This window comes from Sphingomonas sp. QA11 (genome assembly GCF_028473665.1).
In the GTDB taxonomy this organism is placed as follows: domain Bacteria; phylum Pseudomonadota; class Alphaproteobacteria; order Sphingomonadales; family Sphingomonadaceae; genus Sphingomonas; species Sphingomonas phytovorans.
Genome location: NZ_CP098774.1, coordinates 3273613 through 3292714 on the forward strand (window position 1 = coordinate 3273613; position 19102 = coordinate 3292714).

The window sequence follows — 19102 nt, forward strand, 5'->3', positions numbered from 1 at the left end:
GCGCCCTCTTCAGGCACCAGCGCTGAGCCACTCCAGTATCTTCGACTGCGACGTGGCCAGGAACGCCAGCTCATGCCCCGCGCCGGGGACGAGCTTGAGCATGGCCGCGGGTTGCGCCCTGGCCAGCGCCTGGCTGTTGGCGACTGAAACGACGTCATCCGCCGTGCCGTGCAGCAGCAGGATCGGGCAGGTGACGGCGGGAAGCTTCGCGAGATTGTCGTATCGATCGCGCACCAGCAATCGGGCGGGAAAGACGGAGAAATGTTCCTGCGCAACCCGGTCCAGGCTCGCGAACCCGGAAATCAGCACCAGTCCGGCGAGCCGGTGGCGCGACGCCATCTCGGTCGCGACGCCAGAGCCAAGCGAATTGCCGACGGCGACGACCCGTCCCTGCGGCACCTCTTTCGCGGCGAGCCATGCCATCGCGGCCTCTCCGTCGCGATAGAGGCCCTGCTCGTCCGGCGCCCCGGGATTGCCGCCATAGCCGCGATATTCGGGCAGCATCAGGCCATAGCCCCGAGCGGCGAGCGCGCGCGTCGCATGGACGCTCGCTTCGAGATCGCTGCCATTGCCGTGAAAGAAGAGCAAGGTCGGCAAGCCGGTCCGGGCGGGGCGATAAAAGGCGCGCAGCGTCAGGCCTTCGGCGGTCCTGATCCGGACATCCTCATATCCAGCCTCGGGCCCAGCAACGACCGTCTTCGGCGCGGGATAGAAGAAGTCGCGCTGGAACCAGAAGAGCAGCGCGAGCAGCACCAGATAGACAAGGAGTGCCACACCGCCGACCCAGAGGGCGATCTTGCCAACAGAGATCAACGGCCGCTCGCTCGAAAACGTGTGAACGATGCCTGATTGGCGACACTGATATTTTGCTGGGCCAGTTCCATCCCATCATCCTCGCCAGGCGTCGGCAGGAATGCCATCTTACCATGGAAGGGAAGGCGATCCAGGGACCCAACCCACGCCATGCACTTGATCAGCGGACGTCTCACGTTCATCATCAACCTCCCCGGGGGGCCATTATCATGCATTCGCGGAGATTGAAGATCGCTGCCCTGACGCTCACCGCATTCGGGTTGGCGGCGTCAGGCGGCTGCGAAAGCCGGGAAGCCACCGCTCGGCGAACTGCCTCGGGAATCGCGTCGGAGACAGCGAAGTTGCAGCGCGATGCGGAAACGGCGTGCCTGTGCGAGCGCCGACGCGGAGCGGCGGGAAAAGGGACATGTTGGACCAGCTTCGAAAACGCGATGGCAGCAAAGCACGCCGAAGAAACAGGAGCCTCCCTTTGCGCGCCCATTTCCACCGAATCGCGGGAATGGTCGGATAACGAGGGCCAGCATTCGGTCATCTTGCGATATTACACTGTCGGGACAAGCACGCAGATGACCCTCTGCACCGTTTCCGAAGCCAGAACCTTCGAACACGCAATGAACAATGCCTGGAGCAAAAGGTCCGAGGCTGCGGTGAAGGACGCAGAAAAGCTCGCGCGTGCAATGGTCAGTGGCCAGCAATTCACTGCCGTTCCCGGCAAGCCGACCTGCGGATAACGCCCCGGCCAATCACGCCACCCTCACGTCATCCATCAGGCGATTGATCCGGGTGCGCAGCGTTTCGACGCCGCCGGCGACTGCCTCCGCCGTGCGCGCCACATTCTCGGCGCCGCGGCGCGAGCGTTCGGCGCGCTCGTACAAAAGCTGCATGTTGGTCGCCGCGTCGGCCGTGCCGCCCTCCACCTCGGCGATGGCGGCGGCGATGCGACGGGTCATGTCGCGCTGCTGCTCCACCGCGCCGGCGACATTGGCGGCGGAGCGATCGAGATCCGCCGCGAGCGAATCGACTGACTGGATCGTCTCAAGCACGGTATCGCTCGCGTGCGAAACGGCGGCGAGACGGGATTCAATCCGGCCCGCAGCGGCCTGGGTCTGGCGCGCGAGGCCCTTCACCTCGTCCGCGACCACGGCGAAGCCGCGCCCGGCGTCGCCAGCGCGCGCCGCCTCGATCGTCGCGTTCAGCGCGAGCAGGTTGGTCTGTCCGGCAACGGCGGAGATCAGGTCGAGTACCCCGGCGATCTCGCCGACCAGCACGCCAAGCGATTCGGCATGCGCCCGGCCTTCGAGGGTGCGCGCCCGGACATGGGCAGCGCCGGTCTTCGATTCATGCGCCTCATCGCTGATTCGCTCGATCGCCTCCGCCAGTGCCGCGCCCGACTGGGCAATGGTGCGTGCGCTCGACGCGCTCTGTTCTGCCAGCGCGGCGGTCGCGAGCGCGTGATGCTCGGTCGTTCCCGCTTCGTCGGACATCGCGTTCGCCGTCTCGCGCAAGGCAGGACCGGCCGAGATGAGCTCATGAACGACCAGGCTCGCCTCGCGCTCGAACACCGCGAACAGCGCATCGAGATCAGCCGCGCGTTTCGCACGCGCCTCATGTTCAGCAACCTGGCGGCGGTGGAGCGCTTCATTGGCGCGGTGCGATTCCTCGCTCAGGCGCCGCGCATCGCCGGATCGCGTGCGCGCAAAGGCTAAGGCGCGGGCGATCTCGCCGATCTCGTCAGCGCGGTCGAGGCCGGGGATCGGCGTATCGTCGCGCTCCAGCGTGATATCGCTGGTCGCCACCGCGATCCGCGCGAGCGGCTGCTCGATCCTAAGGGTCAGCATGCGCATGCCCCACCAGCCGATCAGCGCGGCGAGCAGCGTCACGAAGGCGACCATGAGATACGCCGTCGCGAACCCCCGTTCGAGCGTCGCCCGCTCGCGCGCGGCATCAGTGCGCAGATCGTCGACCAGGCCGTTACTGGCGACGGTCAGCGGATCGATCGCCGCATAGAGCGCGCCGCTGACGAAGAAATCGAGCTGATCGAGGTGACGGCCGCGCAGCAGATCCAGCAACCGCTCGATCGCCGCATCGGCGCCGCGGCGTGCATCGGAAACCTGCGCGATGGCGATACTGCGCCGTTGATCGGGCGCGTGGCTGGCGAAGGACTGCCAACTCGTTCGAATGGTGGCGCGCGCAGCCTCGATCACGCTGATCGCGCTTTCCGGCGAGAGATTGCCGCTCTGCACTTTCTGCGCGGTGAGCAGGGCAGTGATATAGCTGTCGTTAACCCGTTGAAGCTCGCCGATCGGATAAAGCCGGTCGAGCACCAGCGAGCGAACGCCGTGACTGGTGCTGAGCGTCGTGCCGATCAGCGCGACGGCGAGCAGCGCCTGGATGCCGAGCAGGCTCCAGACGATACGGCGAAGCTGGGAGCGGATGCTGCCACCACCCGGCCCTCGCCGCGCGATGCGGTGTTTAAAAGCCGAAAGGGCGGCGGCGATATCTGGGCGAGGCATGGCCGGGCTATGAGGACCAAGACGCAAACGCGTGGTTAACCGATTGTTACGGTTATATGAAATCGGAAAAGAAACATCGGCGGAACGTGGTTGCGAGCCCGGCTTGCGCACGCCTCTACCCATCTGCACAATCCATACGCTGCAGCGATGGCCTGCGGACGGGGGAAAACGTCAAAATGCGGAAAGTCCTGATCTGGGGCGCTCTGATCGCTATTGTCCTCCTGACGGCCATTACCTGGTACGGGACCGCAGGCTGGTTCGAGCGCAGGGCACTTCGTAAACAGGCGGTTGCATCCTGTTTATGCGAACGACGCGCGGGCTCGAACGGTAAGCAGGCATGCTGGTCAGCGTTCGAAAAGGCGATCGCGCCAAAACATGCAAAGAGTACGGCCGGCAACAAGACGTTCTGCGGCTTCGTATCCCCGGGCTATCGCTTCTGGAAGGAAGGCGACGCCGACTATGAGGTGATCACGCACTATCGTGCCGCCGGTCCGAACGGGAAAATCGTGACGCTGTGCACAAGGACAGAAGCGGACAAGGTCGAAGAAGCAATGGAAAAGGACCTTGATGGCCCCGCAGGCCGCGTCAGCGCAGCTACACTCAAAATGGCTGAAGATATCTCGCTTGGACGACCGATCGGCGAAAGTTCCGCCTGGTCGTCCTGCCTGTAATCCGGAAGTCGTCGTTCAGGCACGCTCGACGGACTCGGGTTGCATCCCGTGCAACCCGATGCTAACCGCGCGGCGACCCATCAGGGGGGCCGATTCCGGCCTCCCTTTTCGTATGGGTCGCAAACAGTTTCAAACGAGGATTTCGATCGCGTGGAGACATCCGGCGGTATTCAAGCAAGCTTAAGCGGTCGCTACGCCACCGCGCTCTTCGAGCTTGCCCGCGATTCAAAGACGATCGACGCCGTCGAGGCGAGCCTGGCAGAGGTGCGCGCAGCGCTGGAGCAGTCGGACGAGTTCGCCCGGCTGGTCGCCAGCCCGCTGGTGAGCCGCCAGGATGCGGCCAAAGCAGTTGCCGCAACGGCAACCGTGCTTGGCGTCGACGGCACGACGAAGAACTTCCTCGGCGTGCTGGCGGAGAATCGCCGCCTGCCGCAATTGCCCGCGATCATCCGCGCGTTCCGCGCGCTCGCCGCCAGCCATCGGGGCGAGACCACCGCCGAGATCATCTCGGCGCATCCGCTTTCCGCACCCCAGGTCGACGCGCTGAAGCAGCAGCTTCGCACCCGGATCGGCCGTGACGTTTCCGTCGACCTGTCGGTCGATCCCACGCTGCTTGGCGGGCTGGTCGTCAAGATCGGCTCGCAGATGATCGATTCGTCGATCAAGACCCGTCTCAATACGCTCGCGCACGCGATGAAAGGCTGACAATGGATATCCGCGCCGCTGAAATTTCGAAGGTCATCAAGGACCAGATCGCTTCGTTCGGTACCGAGGCCCAGGTCTCCGAAACCGGCCAGGTGCTCTCGGTCGGCGACGGCATCGCGCGCATCCACGGGCTGGACAACGTCCAGGCCGGCGAGATGGTCGAATTCTCGAACGGCGTGCAGGGCATGGCGCTCAACCTCGAGGCCGATAATGTCGGCGTCGTGATTTTCGGCTCTGACGCCGAGATCAAGGAAGGCGACGTCGTCAAGCGGACCGGCACGATCGTCGACGTCCCCGTCGGCAAGGGCCTGCTCGGCCGCGTGGTCGACGGCCTGGGCAACCCGATCGACGGCAAGGGCCCGATCGTTTCCGACAAGCGCAGCCGCGTCGAAGTGAAGGCACCGGGCATCATCCCGCGTACCTCGGTCCACGAGCCAGTGCAGACCGGCCTGAAGGCGATCGACGCCCTCGTCCCCGTCGGCCGTGGCCAGCGCGAGCTGATCATCGGCGATCGCCAGACCGGTAAGTCAGCCGTCGCGATCGACACCTTCATCAACCAGAAGACGGTCAACGCCGGCGATGACGAGAGCAAGAAGCTCTATTGCATCTATGTCGCGGTCGGCCAGAAGCGCTCGACCGTCGCGCAGCTCGTCCGCACGCTGACCGAGCAGGGCGCGATGGAATATTCCATCGTCGTCGCCGCCACCGCGTCCGACCCCGCCCCGCTTCAGTTCCTCGCGCCGTACACCGGCACCGCGATGGGCGAGTATTTCCGTGACAACGGCATGCACGCGCTGATCGTGTTCGACGATCTGTCGAAGCAGGCAGTCGCCTATCGCCAGATGTCGCTGCTGCTGCGCCGCCCGCCGGGCCGCGAAGCCTATCCGGGCGACGTGTTCTATCTCCACTCGCGCCTGCTCGAGCGCGCGGCGAAGATGAACAAGGACAATGGCTCGGGCTCGCTCACCGCGCTGCCGATCATCGAGACCCAGGCCGGCGACGTGTCGGCGTACATCCCGACCAACGTGATTTCGATCACCGACGGCCAGATCTTCCTTGAAACCGACCTGTTCTTCGCCGGCATCCGCCCGGCGATCAACGTCGGCCTCTCGGTCAGCCGCGTCGGTTCCGCCGCGCAGACCAAGGCGATGAAGAAGGTGTCGGGCTCGATCAAGCTCGAGCTCGCCCAGTATCGCGAGATGGCCGCCTTCGCCCAGTTCGGTTCGGACCTCGACGCCTCGACCCAGAAGCTGCTCAACCGCGGCGCACGCCTGACCGAGCTGCTCAAGCAGGCCCAGTTCAGCCCGCTGCCCTTCGAGGAGCAGACCGCGTCGATCTTCGCCGGCACCAATGGTTATCTGGACGCCGTCGCCGTTCAGGATGTCGTCCGCTACGAAGCCGCGATGCTCGCCGACCTGCGCGCGAACCATGCCGATGTGCTCGGCCTGATCCGCGATACCAAGGATCTGGGTGACGAGGCCAAGGGCAAGCTCAAGGCTGCGCTCGACGCTTTTGCCAAGACGTTTGCGTAATAACGGACACACATATCCGTCACCCCGGACTTGTTCCGGGGTCCACCGGGCAACAGACCTGAGCGCTGGTGGATGAGTGGATGCCGGAACAAGTCCGGCATGACGGAAGAAGGGAAGCGGTAACGGACTGACATGGCATCTCTGAAGGCCCTCAAGATCCGCATCGGCTCGGTGAAGTCGACGCAGAAGATCACCAAGGCGATGAAGATGGTCGCCGCCGCGAAGCTGCGCCGTGCGCAGGAAGCGGCCGTCGCCGGCCGCCCCTATGCCGAGCGGCTGGAAAAGGTGATGGCGAGCCTCGCCGCCAAGGTGAGCCTCAGCGAATCATCGCCGAAGCTGCTTGCCGGCACCGGCAAGGACCAGGTCCACCTGCTGATCGTCGCGACTTCCGAGCGCGGTCTCGCGGGCGCGTTCAACTCCAACATCGTCCGTGCGGCCCGCCGCAAGGCCGAGGAGCTGATCGCCGCTGGCAAGACGGTGAAGATCTACATCGCCGGCAAGAAGGGCCGCGTGCTGCGCCGCTTCTACCCGAAGCTGATCGTCGCCGATCATGAGATGGGCCATATCAAGAAGGTCTCCTTCACTGACGCGCGCGAAGTCGCCGATGACGTGATCGCCCGCTTCGAGGCCGGCGAGTTCGACATCGCCCATCTGTTCTATGCCCGCTTCCAGTCGGCGCTGGTCCAGGAACCGGTTGGCCGCCAGATCATTCCGGTCGCGATTGACGTCAATGCCGCCCCGGTGGCCGATGGCGGTGCCGCGGTCGAGTATGAGCCTGACGAGGAATCGATCCTGGCCGACCTGTTGCCGCGCAACGTGGCGATCCAGATATTCCGTGCGCTGCTCGAGAACGCAGCATCGGAACAGGGCAGCCGCATGACCGCGATGGACAACGCCACGCGCAATGCGGGCGACATGATCAACAAGCTGACGATCCAGTATAACCGCACCCGCCAGGCCGCGATCACCACGGAACTGGTCGAAATCATCTCTGGCGCCGAAGCGCTCTAAGCAGTTCGAAGCAAGGAAAGAACGATGGCAACCGCAGCCCCGACCACCAAGAAGCCTGCCGCCAAGCGCGCGCCCAAGGCAGCCGCTCCGGAGACGACGGCCACCGCGACTGTCGCGACGACCAACAATGTCGGCCGCATCAGCCAGGTGATCGGCGCCGTCGTCGACGTCGCCTTCCCGCAGGGCAGCCTGCCGGCGATCCTTTCGGCGCTCGAAACCGATAACAACGGCAACCGCCTCGTCCTTGAGGTTGCGCAGCATCTCGGCGAGAACACGGTTCGCACCATCGCGATGGACGCGACCGAGGGCCTGACCCGCGGCCAGACCGTGACCGACACCGGCTCGCAGATTCGCGTGCCGGTCGGCCCGAAGACGCTCGGCCGCATCCTCAACGTGATCGGTGAGCCGATCGACGAGCGTGGCCCGGTCGGCCACACCGAAACCGCCCCGATCCATGCTTCGGCGCCTTTGTTCGTCGACCAGTCGACCGAGAGCGCCATTCTGGTGACCGGCATCAAGGTCATCGACCTGCTCGCCCCGTACGCGAAGGGCGGCAAGATCGGCCTGTTCGGCGGCGCCGGCGTGGGCAAGACCGTGCTCATCCAGGAACTGATCAACAACATCGCCAAGGGGCATGGCGGCACCTCGGTGTTCGCTGGCGTCGGCGAGCGTACCCGTGAGGGCAACGATCTCTATCACGAGTTCCTCGACGCGGGCGTCATCGCCAAGGATGCCGACGGCAATCCGCAGTCCGAGGGTTCGAAGGTCGCGCTGGTCTATGGCCAGATGAACGAGCCGCCGGGCGCCCGCGCCCGCGTCGCGCTGTCGGGCCTGACCATCGCCGAATATTTCCGCGACGTCGAAGGCCAGGACGTGCTGTTCTTCGTCGACAACATCTTCCGCTTCACCCAGGCGGGTTCGGAAGTGTCGGCGCTGCTCGGCCGTATTCCTTCGGCAGTGGGTTATCAGCCGACCCTGTCGACCGACATGGGCGCGCTGCAGGAGCGAATCACCTCGACCAACAAGGGCTCGATCACCTCGGTGCAGGCCATCTACGTGCCTGCCGACGATCTTACCGATCCGGCACCGGCAACCTCCTTCGCCCATCTCGACGCGACGACCGTGCTCAACCGCGCGATCTCGGAGCTGGGCATCTACCCGGCGGTCGATCCGCTCGACTCCACCAGCCGCGTGCTCGAACCGCGCGTCGTCGGCCAGGAGCATTACGAGACCGCCCGCGCCGTTCAGTCGACCCTGCAGAAGTACAAGTCGCTTCAGGACATCATCGCCATTCTCGGCATGGACGAACTGTCGGAAGACGACCGCCTGACCGTGTCGCGCGCCCGGAAAATCCAGAAGTTCCTGTCGCAGCCGTTCCACGTCGCCGAGGTCTTCACCGGCATTTCGGGCAAGTTCGTGCAGCTCGAGGATACCGTGAAGAGCTTCAAGGCAGTGGTCGATGGTGAGTATGATCACCTGCCCGAGAGCGCTTTCTACATGGTCGGCGGCATCGAGGAAGCGATCGCCAAGGCCGAGAAGATGGCGCAGGAAGCGTAAGGACTAAAAGCCCCTCCCCTTCAGGGGAGGGGTTGGGGTGGGGCCTGACCCGCGAAGGGTCGCTACCACTCCCCCACCCCCTGCCCCTCCCCTGAAGGGGAGGGGGGAGAGATAGAATGCTGCACTTCGAACTCGTCACTCCCGAAAAGCTCGTCCGTTCCGAGGACGTGTACATGGTCGTCGTCCCCGGCTCCGAGGGCGATTTCGGCGTGCTCGAAGGGCATGCGCCGGTCATGTCGACGATCCGCGACGGCGCGCTGTCGATCTATCGCACTGAGAAGGGCGAGCCCGAGACGATCGCGATCGAGGGCGGCTTCGCCGAAGTCAGCGCCGCCGGCCTGACCGTGCTTGCCGAGCGCGCTGCCTGAGCCCATCGCCGCGGCTCATCGCATCGCGCTGTAATGCCAGCGTACTGCCCTGCTGCCGTCCAACAGCGAAATTTCCGCGTTAAGCGCAGCGCCGTCGCGCCAGTATCGGATGCGCTGCGGATAATCATGCGCCGGGTTGGCGAACACGATCTCCGTCGCGCCGCGCGATGCCATCGGGAAGGCGACACGCATCCCGCCATGCGGTGACGCCCAATAGACCAGCTTGCCGGACGAATCCGGCAGCATCTGATTGGCTTCCCAGGATGTGATGGTCGCCCCGCCGCCGCTGCGGCCGGAACCCAGCATCGTGCCGGCACGCGGCGCCGTCCAGCATTCCTCGGTCCATTTCGCTCCGTCCTGCTGGATCCAGCAACCCGCCATCCATTCGGGAGGCCCTTCCGACGGAGCGGATTGCTGCGCCACCGCAACGCCTCCGCAGAGGGTAATCGCCGTCATCAGCATTGTCGTCCGGCGCATCTCTTCCTCCCTTATTCACTCGATGGCTGACGATATCCGGAAAGCCTGGTGCTGGCTTGAACCGACGCGACATGGAATAACAGGGTCGTGGACTATGCCGAGCAGCCCTTGCCACCGGAGCTTGACAGGCTTGTCGCCGCGATCTGGACGATCGCAGCAAACGGCCATCGCGACGACTGGATCGAGCAGGACGCCACGCCCGACGGCTGTATCGAGCTCATCCGGCGGACCGAAGGCCGATCGGTCTGGGGCGAGGAACAGCCACCGCTGTTCGCGACCGGATTGAACTTGGCGCCGGTACGGTTCCGCATGAGCGGCGACGCGCGATTCATAGGGATCAGGCTCTGGCCCTGGGCCTGGGCGATGCTGAGCGGCCTGCCCTGCCCCGATTTTGCCGGGAGATGGATCGCCATCGACCATGACCGCGTGCCAGGATCGCTGCTCGCCGATCCCGACAAGATCGTGTCCCGACTGATCCAGGCTCTTGCCGGGACGGAACCGCACCCGATCGCGACGCACATACTCGCGGCGATCAGCGTCGCGGACATCGCCCGGGCCAGCGGCCGCACGCATCGCACCGTGCAGCGCTGGTTCGAGCGCGAGGTCGGCCTGCCGCCGCGCAGCTATCTCCGGCTGATCCGTTTCCGCCGAACGATGGCCGATCTCGCCGGACCGACGGACAGCCTGGCGGACCAGGCGGCGCGACACGGCTTTGCCGACCAGTCGCATATGGCGCGCGATTTCCGCCTGCTCGCGCGGACGGCGCCGCGTACCGCGCGCGCAACGGCGAAGGGCCCTTTCCTCGCCGGCAAGGACTGACGCCCGGGGCATCATTTGGTTAGTCAATTATCAAGCCTTGGGCGGTACGCCTGTCCCCGAGCATGAGGGATCTATCGGCATGAGTGCATTTGGGCGTCGTCCGGGAGTGGCCAACGGGCCCGGGGCCCGTCCCGCGTTCGGCGTTGCCCGCCCGATGCAGGGTGGCGGCGCGGCACCGCGCGAGATCGAAACCGGCGGCGAGCAGTTTCCGCCCCTGACCAACTTCCCGATTCCCGGCGAACCCGAATCGCCACCGGCCGGCAACCCGAACAATGCGGAAGCGCTCGCGCGGCTCGCCGATCGGCAGAACGCCTCGGGCGAGGCAGGCAGCAGCAAGGTCGAGGGTTTCGAGGCGTCGATCCACAAGATCAAAGAGCAGGTGCTGCCGCGCCTGCTCGAACGAGTCGATCCCGAAGCGGCCGCGACGCTCAACAAGGACGAACTGGCCGAGGAATTCCGCCCGATCATCGGCGAGGTGCTTGCCGAGCTGAAGCTGACGCTCAACCGCCGCGAGCAGTTCGCGCTGGAAAAGGTGCTGGTCGACGAATTGCTCGGTCTCGGGCCGCTCGAGGAGCTGCTGGCCGATCCGAACATCTCGGACATCATGGTCAACGGACCGGAACAAACCTTCGTCGAGCGCAAGGGCCGGCTGGAACTGGCACATATCCAGTTCCGCGACGAGGAACACCTGTTCCAGATCGCGCAGCGAATCTGCAACTCGGTCGGCCGCCGCGTCGACCAGACCACGCCATTGGCCGACGCGCGCCTCAAGGACGGGTCCCGCGTCAACGTGATCGTGCCGCCGTTGTCGCTTCGCGGCACCGCGATCTCGATTCGTAAATTCTCCGCCAAGCCGATCACGCTCGACATGATGGCCGGCTTCGGATCGATGAGCCCGAAGATGGCGACCGCGCTGAAGATCGCGGGTGCCTGCCGGTTCAACGTCGTGATCTCCGGCGGCACCGGTTCGGGCAAGACGACGATGCTCAACGCCCTGTCGAAGATGATCGACCCGGGCGAGCGCGTGCTGACGATCGAGGACGCGGCCGAACTTCGCCTGCAACAGCCGCACTGGCTGCCGCTCGAAACCCGCCCGGCCAACCTGGAAGGCCAGGGCGAAATCAGCATCCGCGATCTCGTGAAGAACGCGCTGCGTATGCGCCCGGATCGAATCATCCTCGGCGAAATCCGCGGCAGCGAGTGTTTCGACATGCTCGCCGCCATGAACACGGGTCACGACGGCTCGATGTGTACGCTCCACGCCAACTCCCCACGCGAGGCACTCGCCCGTATGGAGAACATGGTGATGATGTCCGACATCAAGGTGCCGAAGGAAGCGATCAGCCGCCAGATCGCTGATTCGGTCGAGATGATCATCCAGGTGAAGCGCCTCCGCGACGGTTCGCGCCGCGTGACCAACGTGACCGAGGTGATCGGCATGGAAGGCCCGGTGATCGTCACCCAGGAGCTGTTCAAGTTCGAATATCTCGACGAGAGCGCCGACGGAAAGATCATCGGCGAGTATCGCTCGATGGGCCTGCGGCCGTACACGCTGGAAAAGGCCCGGCAGTTCGGATTCGACCAGGCCTATCTCGAGGCGTGCCTCTGACTTGCCCCGTTTCCCGCCGGGAGCAGGCCATTCAATGCGTCGATCGCGATAGCTGAAAGCGGCATTCCATTTTGATGTCGCCTGTCGGCCTCTGCTAATCGAGCATGGACACCAGCCGCGAAACCGGATGCTGCCCGGAGACCCATGTCCACATGGACCGAACGGATCTTCCGGAAGCGTATGGACATTCCTCACCTGCTTGGATATCGGGCACTCACTTCGCCGCGCCCGGGCGCGGCCGGACAATTTCCTTACCGCAGATCAATGAGCGCAGTCGTCGTGACATGCGCAATCCGAGCCTGTGGCGTGGGAATCCGACATGAAGAAGATCAACCTTCGCGCAGATTGCGCAAGCTGCTCCGCGCTATGCTGCATGGCTCTCGCCTTCGACCGATCAAGCCTGTTCGCCATCGATAAGGCCGCCGGCGAGGCATGTCCTCATCTCGACGAATGCGGAGCATGCCTCATCCACCGCGAGCGCGCCGAGCGCGGGTTTGCCGGTTGCGTCACCTTTGACTGCCTGGGCGCAGGGCAGCGGGCGACACAGTTTTTCTCCGGGGGCAGCAACTGGCGGAAGGATCCGTCGCTTGTCGAGCCCATGTCCCGGGCATTCGGCCAGCTGCTACGCGCGCACGAATATCTCTCCCTCCTCGATCTGGCGGAGGCCCTCGACATCTCTGCGGCTGAGCGAGATGTTCTGGCGGAGCTGCGCACGGCTCTCGAAGATGCAGGGATCAACGGCCGGGAAATTGCGGCAGTCCAGTCGCGGATCGACACGTTCCTGAAGAGCCTCAACGGCTATGTCAGCGAAGGAACGGCGTGCCTTCCCCATTGAGTGAATAGCGGGGCGCCGTTCACTCAATGCTCCTCTCCCGCCGGGAGCGGAGTTTTGGTATCGCCGAGCCGATGCGCTGTCTGGCCGGTCTCCTCCTGTCGCTCCTGGCCGTGCCGGCGGTCGCGCAGAAGGCTGCGCCCCAGCCGATCCTCACCCTCGCCGCCGACACCGAGGCGCGGTGGGTGCCGTTCGAGCTGACGCCACAGGACCAGATCCGCTTCACGCTGAGCCTCGACGGCAGGCCAGTGACGGCGATCCTCGACACGGCGGTCAGCGTCACCGCGGTTTCGCGCGCCTATGCCGGCCGGACGAAGCTCAGGACCCGTGGCGACGGCAGCGCGGCGGCGATCGGTGGCAGCGTCGGGATCGGATGGGCCGACATCGGCTCCATCCTCCTTGGCGGGCTTCGCCGCACCGGCGGCAGCGTGGCGGTGCTCGATCTGGCGCAGCCGGCGATCGGTGGCGACGCCGACGTCGAGATGCTCGTCGGCATCGACATGGTCGGCGGCTATGCGCTCGATATCGACTATCCCGCGCGGCGGTTCCGCCTGCTGCAATCCGGACGCCAGCCCTTCCAGGGGGCCAGCGCCCCGCTGCGCGTCGGGACCGACCTCAGCTTCTACCTGACAGAAATGTGGCTCGACGGGCTGCGCCTCCGCCCCATGGTGATCGACACCGGCGACGGCGGCACAGTCACCCTGTCGAGCGAGGCCTGGAGGGTCAGGGGCCGGCCCGAGACCCGGATGACCTCGACGATGAGCCATGGCCTGGCCGGCCCCGTCGTCACCGACCTGACGATACTGCCCGAACTCCGGCTTGGCGCGCTCGCCGCGCGGGACGTGCCGCTGAACGTCGAGCGGGCGGATGGCTATTCGAGCAGGATCGGGGTGGCGGGACGGATCGGGTCGGGCCTGCTCAAACGGTACCACCTGCTGCTCGACCCCAAAGCGGGGCATATGATCCTCGCTCCCGGTCCGGAGGCGGCGATGGTGCCCCTGCGCTCGACCAGCGGCCTGCTGGTCGAGGCGCGCGACGGGGTGCTGGTCGTGTTGCATGTCATGAAGGGCGGGCCGGGCGAATCGGCCGGCTGGCGCGCGGGGGAGCGAATCTGCTCGGTCGACGGCGAATCCTCGCCGACGGGCGACTGGCTGGCGGGAGAGCCGGGACGGACGGTGACGCTTGGACTGTGCGGCGGCGGCATTCGGCGACTGACGCTGGCGGCCTTCTACTGAAACCTCAGATATTGACGGCGACGCTGACCAGAATCGCGGTGGCGATCAGCGCGAGCACCTGGACGGTCGGCCAGTCGATGACGCCGATTGAATCGAGATTGACGCGCCGCTTGCGCCGGCGGTCGCCAAGGCCGGCGGCAATCGCCAGGGCGAGCGTTCCGCCCGCGCCGATCCAGAACCCTGTCGCCATCGCGAAGGATCAGTCGCCGAGCTTCTCGATCTTCTCGTGAAGGCGGCTGAGCTCGGCCTTGAGCGCGGCGATCTCCTCGTCCTTGGTCGCGGCCGGGGCTGAAGCCTCGCCGGCTTTCGTCGCGGCGGGCTTGAACGCCTGGGTCGCCGCCTCGAACATCGCCATGTTGCGCTTGGCGAGATCAGCGAAGGGCGAGTTGGCGAAGGCGCCCTCGACCGCCGACTTGAACTGTTCCTGGTTGCGGCGGAAGCTGTCCATCGACGCCTCAAGATAGCCGGGCACCATCTGCTGCATCGAATCGCCATACATGGCGATGAGCTGGCGCAAGAAGTTCACCGGGAGCATGGTCTGCCCGCGCGATTCCTCCTCCATGATGATCTGGGTGAGGATATTGTGCGTAATGTCCTCTTCGCTCTTGGCGTCGACGACCTTGAAATCGCGGCCTTCGCGAGTCATCGCGGCAAGGTGCTCAAGCGTGATGTAGGACGAGGTCTCGGTGTTATAGAGACGCCGGTTAGCGTATTTCTTGATGATAACCGGGCCGTCGCCCACATTCTGCTTCTTCATGAAGAAGGCTCCCGACCCCTGTGTTTGACCCTTCTGTATCACCCTTTCATACCGCACCGCAACACGGTCCGCGCCCCCTGCCGCTGTTCCTCGACATGCTGCGCAACGAGACCGCAGCATCGCCCGAACGGCGCGCGGCGGCGCTGGCCGGGCTGCGCGCCTATCAGGAGGCACCGCGCGGCCGGGCGCGGCGGCTGGCGCCCGCACGCTTCCGCAAGGGGCGCGTGCGCCTGCGCGACTATGGCGCGAAGGGAAGCACCGGGCGGGCGGTGATCGTCATCCCCTCGCTGATCAATCCGCCCTTCATCCTCGACCTGATGCCGGAGACGTCGCTGATGCGATGGCTCGCGCTTCAGGGCTTCAGGCCGTTCCTGCTCGACTGGGGCAATCCCGGGCCGGCGGAGCGGGCCATGGACGTGACAGCCCATGTCGAGCGGCTACTTCTCCCCCTGATCGCCAGGTTCGAGCAGCCGCCGGTGCTTGCCGGCTATTGCCTGGGCGGGACGATCGCGATGGCGGCCGCCTGCACGGTGCCCGTCGCCGGGCTGGCGATGATCGCCGCCCCGTGGCGCTTCTCCGGCTTCGGCGCTGCAGCACGGGGCGATATCGCCGAGCTGTGGCGCGCCGCACAACCGGCCTGCGAGGCGATGGGACTGGTGCCGATGGAGGTGTTGCAGGCCGGATTCTGGCGGCTCGACCCGGCGCGCACGATCGCCAAGTACGAAGCCTTCGCCGCGATGGAGCCCGGCAGCGCCGCCGCGCGATCCTTCGTCGCGATGGAGGACTGGGCGAATGCTGGAGCCCCCCTGCCCTATGCCGCCGGACGACAGATGTTCGATGACTTCATCGACGCCGACCTGCCCGGAACCGGCCGCTGGTCGGTCGCGGGCGGCATCGTCGATCCGGCGCGCCTCGCCTGCCCCGCGGTCGACTTCGTCTCGATGACCGACCGGATCGTGCCGGCCCGAAGCGCGGCCGACCTGCCCGACCGGCGCGACCTGGGCGCGGGCCATGTCGGCATGATCGTCGGGCGCGGCGGGCGGACTCAATTATGGGAACCGCTGGCGGACTGGCTAAGCGCGATTCCCGGCACTAGATAGCCCCAAACCATTCCCAGAGGAGCGTCTACGTCATGCAGGACATCGTCATCACCGCCGCCAAGCGCACGCCGGTCGGCAGCTTCCTCGGTGCGTTCGGATCGACGCCTGCGCACGAACTCGGCCGCATCGCGATCGAAGCGGCGCTCGAACAGGCCGGTGTCGAGGCGGGCGACGTGTCCGAGGTGATCCTTGGCCAGGTGCTGACTGCGGCGCAGGGCCAGAATCCGGCGCGCCAGGCGTCGATGGCGGCGGGGGTGCCCAAGGAGATCCCGGCCTGGGGCGTCAACCAGGTCTGCGGATCCGGCCTGCGCGCGGTGGCGCTGGCGGCACAGGCGATCCAGACCGGCGATTCGCGGATCGTCGTCGCGGGCGGACAGGAATCCATGTCGCTCTCGACTCATGCGCAGAACCTGCGCGGCGGGACGAAGATGGGCAACCTCGCGCTGGTCGACACGATGATCAGCGACGGCCTGACCGATGCGTTCAATAACTATCACATGGGAATCACCGCCGAGAACCTGGCCGAGCAATATCAGGTGACGCGCGAGATGCAGGACGTGTTCGCGGTCCGCTCGCAGAACCTCGCCGACGCGGCGCGCTCTTCCGGCCGGTTCAAGGACGAGATCGTTCCGGTCACCGTGAAGGGCCGCAAGGGCGACACGATCGTGGCCGATGATGAGTATATTCGCGCCGGCGTGACTCTGGAGAGCCTGTCAGGTCTTCGCCCGGCGTTCAAGAAGGACGGCACCGTCACCGCCGCCAACGCCTCCGGCCTGAACGACGGCGCAGCGGCACTGGTGGTCATGAGCCGCGAGGAGGCCGAGAAGCGCGGCAGCCCGATCCTGGCGCGGATCGCGAGCTGGGCATCGGCCGGCGTCGATCCGTCGATCATGGGCATCGGCCCGGTGCCGGCGACTCGCCGCGCGCTGGAAAAGGCTGGCTGGACCCTCGCCGATCTCGACCTGATCGAAGCAAACGAAGCCTTCGCGGCGCAGGCGCTGTCGGTCGGCAAGGAGCTCGGCTGGGACGCCGACAAGGTCAACGTCAATGGCGGCGCGATCGCGATCGGCCACCCGATCGGCGCGAGCGGGGCGCGCGTGCTGACCACCCTGCTCTACGAGATGGCCAAGCGCGACACGAAGAAGGGCCTCGCCACCCTCTGCATCGGCGGGGGCATGGGCATCGCCCTCTGCGTGGAACGGTAGGAGATACGCGCCGGCCGATATGATCTCGGCCGGCGCTTTCGTGCTGGCGCCTCATCGAATATCGGCAATTAATTATTGCCATACGATAATTATCGTCTTATATTACCTTCAACGGAGGTGGTATGAGTCGGATGAGCAACGGCAATGATCCCGCCAGCGATGGCCTGACGCCAAGCATGAAGCTCGCGCGACGCGGGCGAATCTTCTTCGCGATCGCCTGCGCCTGCATGATGGTCATGGCAGCCGCGGCAACCGTGCAGATTCTCCTGCTTCTCCTGCGGGACGGGCAATATGCGGGACTGTTGAATGGCGGTTTCGCCTTTGTCCTCCCCGGTGACGACGCGTCGAACCTACCGTCCGATTTCGTCCCGATCTCCCATTTCGCCGTCTGGCAGTCGGTGCTTGCCGCTGGCCTGCTGACCCTTCGCCTCGTTCCCAGCCTGGTCATCCTCGCCAGCCTGATCGGGCTGTTCCGCCTCTATGCGCGGCAACTGGTCTTCACCGCCCGGAACGAAGCCCATCTCCATCGCATCGCATGGGCGCTCATAGGATATGCCGTCGTTCCCCTGGTCACTCATGCCGCCCTGTACGTGGCGGGCATGAGCGCGGTGGCGATAAAGCTGGAACTGCGACAGCTCGACGCGGCGGTGCTCGGCATTCTTCTCTTCGCGTTCGTTCACGTCGTCGCCTTCGGCTCGGAAATCGATCGCGATCGGGCCGGCTTCGTCTGATGCCGATCGTGGTCCGCCTCGACGTGATGCTCGCGAAACGCAAGATGCGGTCGAACGAACTTGCCCGGGCGATCGGCGTCACGGAAGCGAACTTGTCCCTGCTGAAATCGGGCAAGGTAAAGGGCGTTCGCTTCGAAACGCTCGAGGCAATCTGCCATCATCTCGAGTGCCAGCCCGGCGACCTGCTGGAATTCGATCCGGGCGCGGCGGAGACGTAGATTTCCGGCAAGGTCGCCGCGCCAGCCATCATCACTATTGGAGAAAATCAATGCGTCCGATTTCGGCGATTGCCGCGTCATGCCTGCTGTTCAGCGCCCATGCCAGTTCAACCGTCCCGCTCACGCCGGCGGGCAACGGCCACCTCGTCGTCCCGGCCTTCGTCAACGGCAAGGGTACCGTGCCTTTCATCCTCGACACCGGCGCCGACGGCTCACACGTCTATGACTGGTTCGCGAAGCAGCAGGGCCTCCCGCCCGGCGAGGCGATCAGCGTGGAGGGAATGACCGGGGCGACGATGATGACGACCTATCGCCTGGACAGTATCGCGGTCGACGGGCGTGTCATGCGGAATGTTCGGGTCTCCGGTCTCCCGGACCGGAAGGATGCGGAGATCGTGGCCGGCGTCACGGGCAACGACCTGATGGACGGGTCGATCGCGACGTTCGATTTTCCCTGCCGGACCGTCACATTGATACCCAAGCCTGCATCGATGCGCACGATTCTGCAGTCGCGAGCAGCCGTCATCCATGGGGGATCGGTCGTCGACGGGACTCAGCTTACATTCCCGGTCACCATCAACGGGGTCGCGGGAACGGCTGTGCTCGATACCGGGTCGCGCGGCACGCAGATCAACCCGCTATTCGCCCGCGCGGCTGGCCTGGGCGCCGGCTTCGGTCCCGGCGAAACGCTCTACGGCGCGGCATCGAGCGCGATCGAGACCCGCGAAGGCAAGGTGGACATATCCTTCGACAACCGCACGGCCAAGGACGTCACGGTGCGGATTGCCGACCTGTCCGTATTCGGGAGCTTCGGTATAGGCGACAGGCCAGCGATGATTTTCGGCATCAACGCGATGCGGGATCTGCGGCTGGTCTATGACCATCAGGACAAGCGGTTCTGGTTCGATCGCTCGCGTTGCAAACGGACGGGATAGGTATCAGTCACGCC

21 protein-coding genes are annotated in these 19102 nt (G+C 65.4%); 16 read left to right on the forward strand and 5 right to left on the reverse strand.

Annotation, left to right across the window (positions count from 1 at the left end):
- Positions 1-9: 9 nt before the first annotated feature.
- Positions 10-813, reverse strand: a complete 804-nt coding sequence (locus tag NDN01_RS15125; RefSeq protein WP_272622518.1) for an alpha/beta hydrolase — start codon at positions 811-813, stop codon at positions 10-12.
- Positions 814-1037: 224 nt separating this feature from the next.
- Here NDN01_RS15125 and NDN01_RS15130 point away from each other — a divergent pair, with 224 nt between their 5' ends.
- Positions 1038-1544 (forward strand): hypothetical protein, encoded by a 507-nt coding sequence (locus tag NDN01_RS15130; protein WP_272622520.1) that lies wholly within the window; start codon positions 1038-1040, stop codon positions 1542-1544.
- A gap of 12 nt (positions 1545-1556) precedes the next feature.
- Here the strand turns inward: NDN01_RS15130 and NDN01_RS15135 are convergent, their stop codons facing one another.
- Entirely contained in the window at positions 1557-3326 is a 1770-nt protein-coding gene (locus tag NDN01_RS15135) for a methyl-accepting chemotaxis protein (protein ID WP_272622522.1), read from the reverse strand.
- A gap of 176 nt (positions 3327-3502) precedes the next feature.
- On the opposite strand from NDN01_RS15135, the gene NDN01_RS15140 reads away from it, so the two are divergent.
- From NDN01_RS15140 to NDN01_RS15165, 6 genes are all read left to right on the forward strand, one after another.
- On the forward strand, positions 3503-3997 hold the full coding sequence (locus NDN01_RS15140; RefSeq protein ID WP_272622524.1) for a hypothetical protein: 495 nt from the start codon (positions 3503-3505) through the stop codon (positions 3995-3997).
- 150 nt (positions 3998-4147) lie between these two features.
- Positions 4148-4702: a F0F1 ATP synthase subunit delta gene (locus NDN01_RS15145; RefSeq protein WP_272622526.1), complete on the forward strand. Its 555-nt coding sequence runs from the start codon at positions 4148-4150 to the stop codon at positions 4700-4702.
- Between the two features lie 2 nt (positions 4703-4704).
- Entirely contained in the window at positions 4705-6234 is a 1530-nt protein-coding gene (atpA, locus tag NDN01_RS15150; RefSeq protein WP_272622528.1) for a F0F1 ATP synthase subunit alpha, read from the forward strand.
- 132 nt (positions 6235-6366) lie between these two features.
- Entirely contained in the window at positions 6367-7245 is an 879-nt protein-coding gene (locus NDN01_RS15155; protein ID WP_272622530.1) for a F0F1 ATP synthase subunit gamma, read from the forward strand.
- 24 nt (positions 7246-7269) lie between these two features.
- A complete protein-coding gene (atpD, locus tag NDN01_RS15160) occupies positions 7270-8802 on the forward strand; it encodes a F0F1 ATP synthase subunit beta (RefSeq protein WP_272622532.1) in 1533 nt (510 codons plus the stop codon).
- 116 nt (positions 8803-8918) lie between these two features.
- Positions 8919-9170, forward strand: a complete 252-nt coding sequence (locus NDN01_RS15165; protein WP_272622534.1) for an ATP synthase F1 subunit epsilon — start codon at positions 8919-8921, stop codon at positions 9168-9170.
- Between the two features lie 15 nt (positions 9171-9185).
- Here the strand turns inward: NDN01_RS15165 and NDN01_RS15170 are convergent, their stop codons facing one another.
- Positions 9186-9647: a DUF6265 family protein gene (locus NDN01_RS15170; protein WP_272622536.1), complete on the reverse strand. Its 462-nt coding sequence runs from the start codon at positions 9645-9647 to the stop codon at positions 9186-9188.
- An 87-nt stretch (positions 9648-9734) separates the two neighbouring features.
- Between NDN01_RS15170 and NDN01_RS15175 the strand changes: the two genes are divergently transcribed.
- The 4 genes from NDN01_RS15175 to NDN01_RS15190 all read left to right on the forward strand — a co-directional run bounded on the left by NDN01_RS15175 (position 9735) and on the right by NDN01_RS15190 (position 14142).
- Entirely contained in the window at positions 9735-10466 is a 732-nt protein-coding gene (locus NDN01_RS15175) for an AraC family transcriptional regulator (protein ID WP_272622538.1), read from the forward strand.
- Between the two features lie 79 nt (positions 10467-10545).
- Complete coding sequence (locus NDN01_RS15180) at positions 10546-12075, forward strand: CpaF family protein (protein WP_272622540.1); 1530 nt, start codon at positions 10546-10548, stop codon at positions 12073-12075.
- Positions 12076-12394: 319 nt separating this feature from the next.
- Positions 12395-12910, forward strand: coding sequence for a hypothetical protein (locus NDN01_RS15185; protein WP_272622542.1), 516 nt, complete (start codon positions 12395-12397; stop codon positions 12908-12910).
- 71 nt (positions 12911-12981) lie between these two features.
- Entirely contained in the window at positions 12982-14142 is a 1161-nt protein-coding gene (locus tag NDN01_RS15190) for an aspartyl protease family protein (protein ID WP_272622544.1), read from the forward strand.
- A 4-nt stretch (positions 14143-14146) separates the two neighbouring features.
- Here the strand turns inward: NDN01_RS15190 and NDN01_RS15195 are convergent, their stop codons facing one another.
- Together NDN01_RS15195 and phaR are read right to left on the reverse strand one after the other, a co-directional pair.
- Positions 14147-14332: a hypothetical protein gene (locus NDN01_RS15195; RefSeq protein WP_272622546.1), complete on the reverse strand. Its 186-nt coding sequence runs from the start codon at positions 14330-14332 to the stop codon at positions 14147-14149.
- 9 nt (positions 14333-14341) lie between these two features.
- The gene (gene phaR / locus NDN01_RS15200) at positions 14342-14899 is read right to left on the reverse strand and encodes a polyhydroxyalkanoate synthesis repressor PhaR (RefSeq protein WP_272622548.1); all 558 of its coding nucleotides are present in this window, start codon (positions 14897-14899) and stop codon (positions 14342-14344) included.
- Positions 14900-14994: 95 nt separating this feature from the next.
- Here phaR and NDN01_RS15205 point away from each other — a divergent pair, with 95 nt between their 5' ends.
- The 5 genes from NDN01_RS15205 to NDN01_RS15225 all read left to right on the forward strand — a co-directional run bounded on the left by NDN01_RS15205 (position 14995) and on the right by NDN01_RS15225 (position 19088).
- Positions 14995-15999 (forward strand): alpha/beta hydrolase, encoded by a 1005-nt coding sequence (locus NDN01_RS15205; RefSeq protein WP_272622550.1) that lies wholly within the window; start codon positions 14995-14997, stop codon positions 15997-15999.
- Positions 16000-16031: 32 nt separating this feature from the next.
- Positions 16032-17204, forward strand: coding sequence for an acetyl-CoA C-acetyltransferase (locus tag NDN01_RS15210; RefSeq protein ID WP_272622552.1), 1173 nt, complete (start codon positions 16032-16034; stop codon positions 17202-17204).
- Between the two features lie 122 nt (positions 17205-17326).
- The gene (locus NDN01_RS15215) at positions 17327-17935 is read left to right on the forward strand and encodes a DUF2975 domain-containing protein (RefSeq protein WP_272622554.1); all 609 of its coding nucleotides are present in this window, start codon (positions 17327-17329) and stop codon (positions 17933-17935) included.
- Entirely contained in the window at positions 17935-18153 is a 219-nt protein-coding gene (locus NDN01_RS15220) for a helix-turn-helix domain-containing protein (protein WP_272622557.1), read from the forward strand. The genes NDN01_RS15215 and NDN01_RS15220 overlap by 1 nt, the downstream gene beginning before the upstream one ends.
- Positions 18154-18203: 50 nt before the next feature.
- A complete protein-coding gene (locus NDN01_RS15225; protein WP_272622559.1) occupies positions 18204-19088 on the forward strand; it encodes an aspartyl protease family protein in 885 nt (294 codons plus the stop codon).
- The last annotated feature ends 14 nt before the right edge of the window (positions 19089-19102 follow it).

Bases quoted from the DNA above. Each gene is read 5' to 3' on its own strand.
- NDN01_RS15135 (WP_272622522.1), bottom strand. From the start codon at position 3,326: ATGCCTCGCCCAGATATCGCCGCCGCCCTTTCGGCTTTTAAACACCGC.
- NDN01_RS15140 (WP_272622524.1), top strand. From the start codon at position 3,503: ATGCGGAAAGTCCTGATCTGGGGCGCTCTGATCGCTATTGTCCTCCTG.
- atpA (WP_272622528.1), top strand. From the start codon at position 4,705: ATGGATATCCGCGCCGCTGAAATTTCGAAGGTCATCAAGGACCAGATC.
- NDN01_RS15155 (WP_272622530.1), top strand. From the start codon at position 6,367: ATGGCATCTCTGAAGGCCCTCAAGATCCGCATCGGCTCGGTGAAGTCG.
- atpD (WP_272622532.1), top strand. From the start codon at position 7,270: ATGGCAACCGCAGCCCCGACCACCAAGAAGCCTGCCGCCAAGCGCGCG.
- NDN01_RS15165 (WP_272622534.1), top strand. From the start codon at position 8,919: ATGCTGCACTTCGAACTCGTCACTCCCGAAAAGCTCGTCCGTTCCGAG.
- NDN01_RS15170 (WP_272622536.1), bottom strand. From the start codon at position 9,647: ATGCGCCGGACGACAATGCTGATGACGGCGATTACCCTCTGCGGAGGC.
- NDN01_RS15180 (WP_272622540.1), top strand. From the start codon at position 10,546: ATGAGTGCATTTGGGCGTCGTCCGGGAGTGGCCAACGGGCCCGGGGCC.
- NDN01_RS15185 (WP_272622542.1), top strand. From the start codon at position 12,395: ATGAAGAAGATCAACCTTCGCGCAGATTGCGCAAGCTGCTCCGCGCTA.
- NDN01_RS15190 (WP_272622544.1), top strand. From the start codon at position 12,982: ATGCGCTGTCTGGCCGGTCTCCTCCTGTCGCTCCTGGCCGTGCCGGCG.
- NDN01_RS15195 (WP_272622546.1), bottom strand. From the start codon at position 14,332: ATGGCGACAGGGTTCTGGATCGGCGCGGGCGGAACGCTCGCCCTGGCG.
- phaR (WP_272622548.1), bottom strand. From the start codon at position 14,899: ATGAAGAAGCAGAATGTGGGCGACGGCCCGGTTATCATCAAGAAATAC.
- NDN01_RS15205 (WP_272622550.1), top strand. From the start codon at position 14,995: ATGCTGCGCAACGAGACCGCAGCATCGCCCGAACGGCGCGCGGCGGCG.
- NDN01_RS15210 (WP_272622552.1), top strand. From the start codon at position 16,032: ATGCAGGACATCGTCATCACCGCCGCCAAGCGCACGCCGGTCGGCAGC.
- NDN01_RS15215 (WP_272622554.1), top strand. From the start codon at position 17,327: ATGAGTCGGATGAGCAACGGCAATGATCCCGCCAGCGATGGCCTGACG.
- NDN01_RS15220 (WP_272622557.1), top strand. From the start codon at position 17,935: ATGCCGATCGTGGTCCGCCTCGACGTGATGCTCGCGAAACGCAAGATG.
- NDN01_RS15225 (WP_272622559.1), top strand. From the start codon at position 18,204: ATGCGTCCGATTTCGGCGATTGCCGCGTCATGCCTGCTGTTCAGCGCC.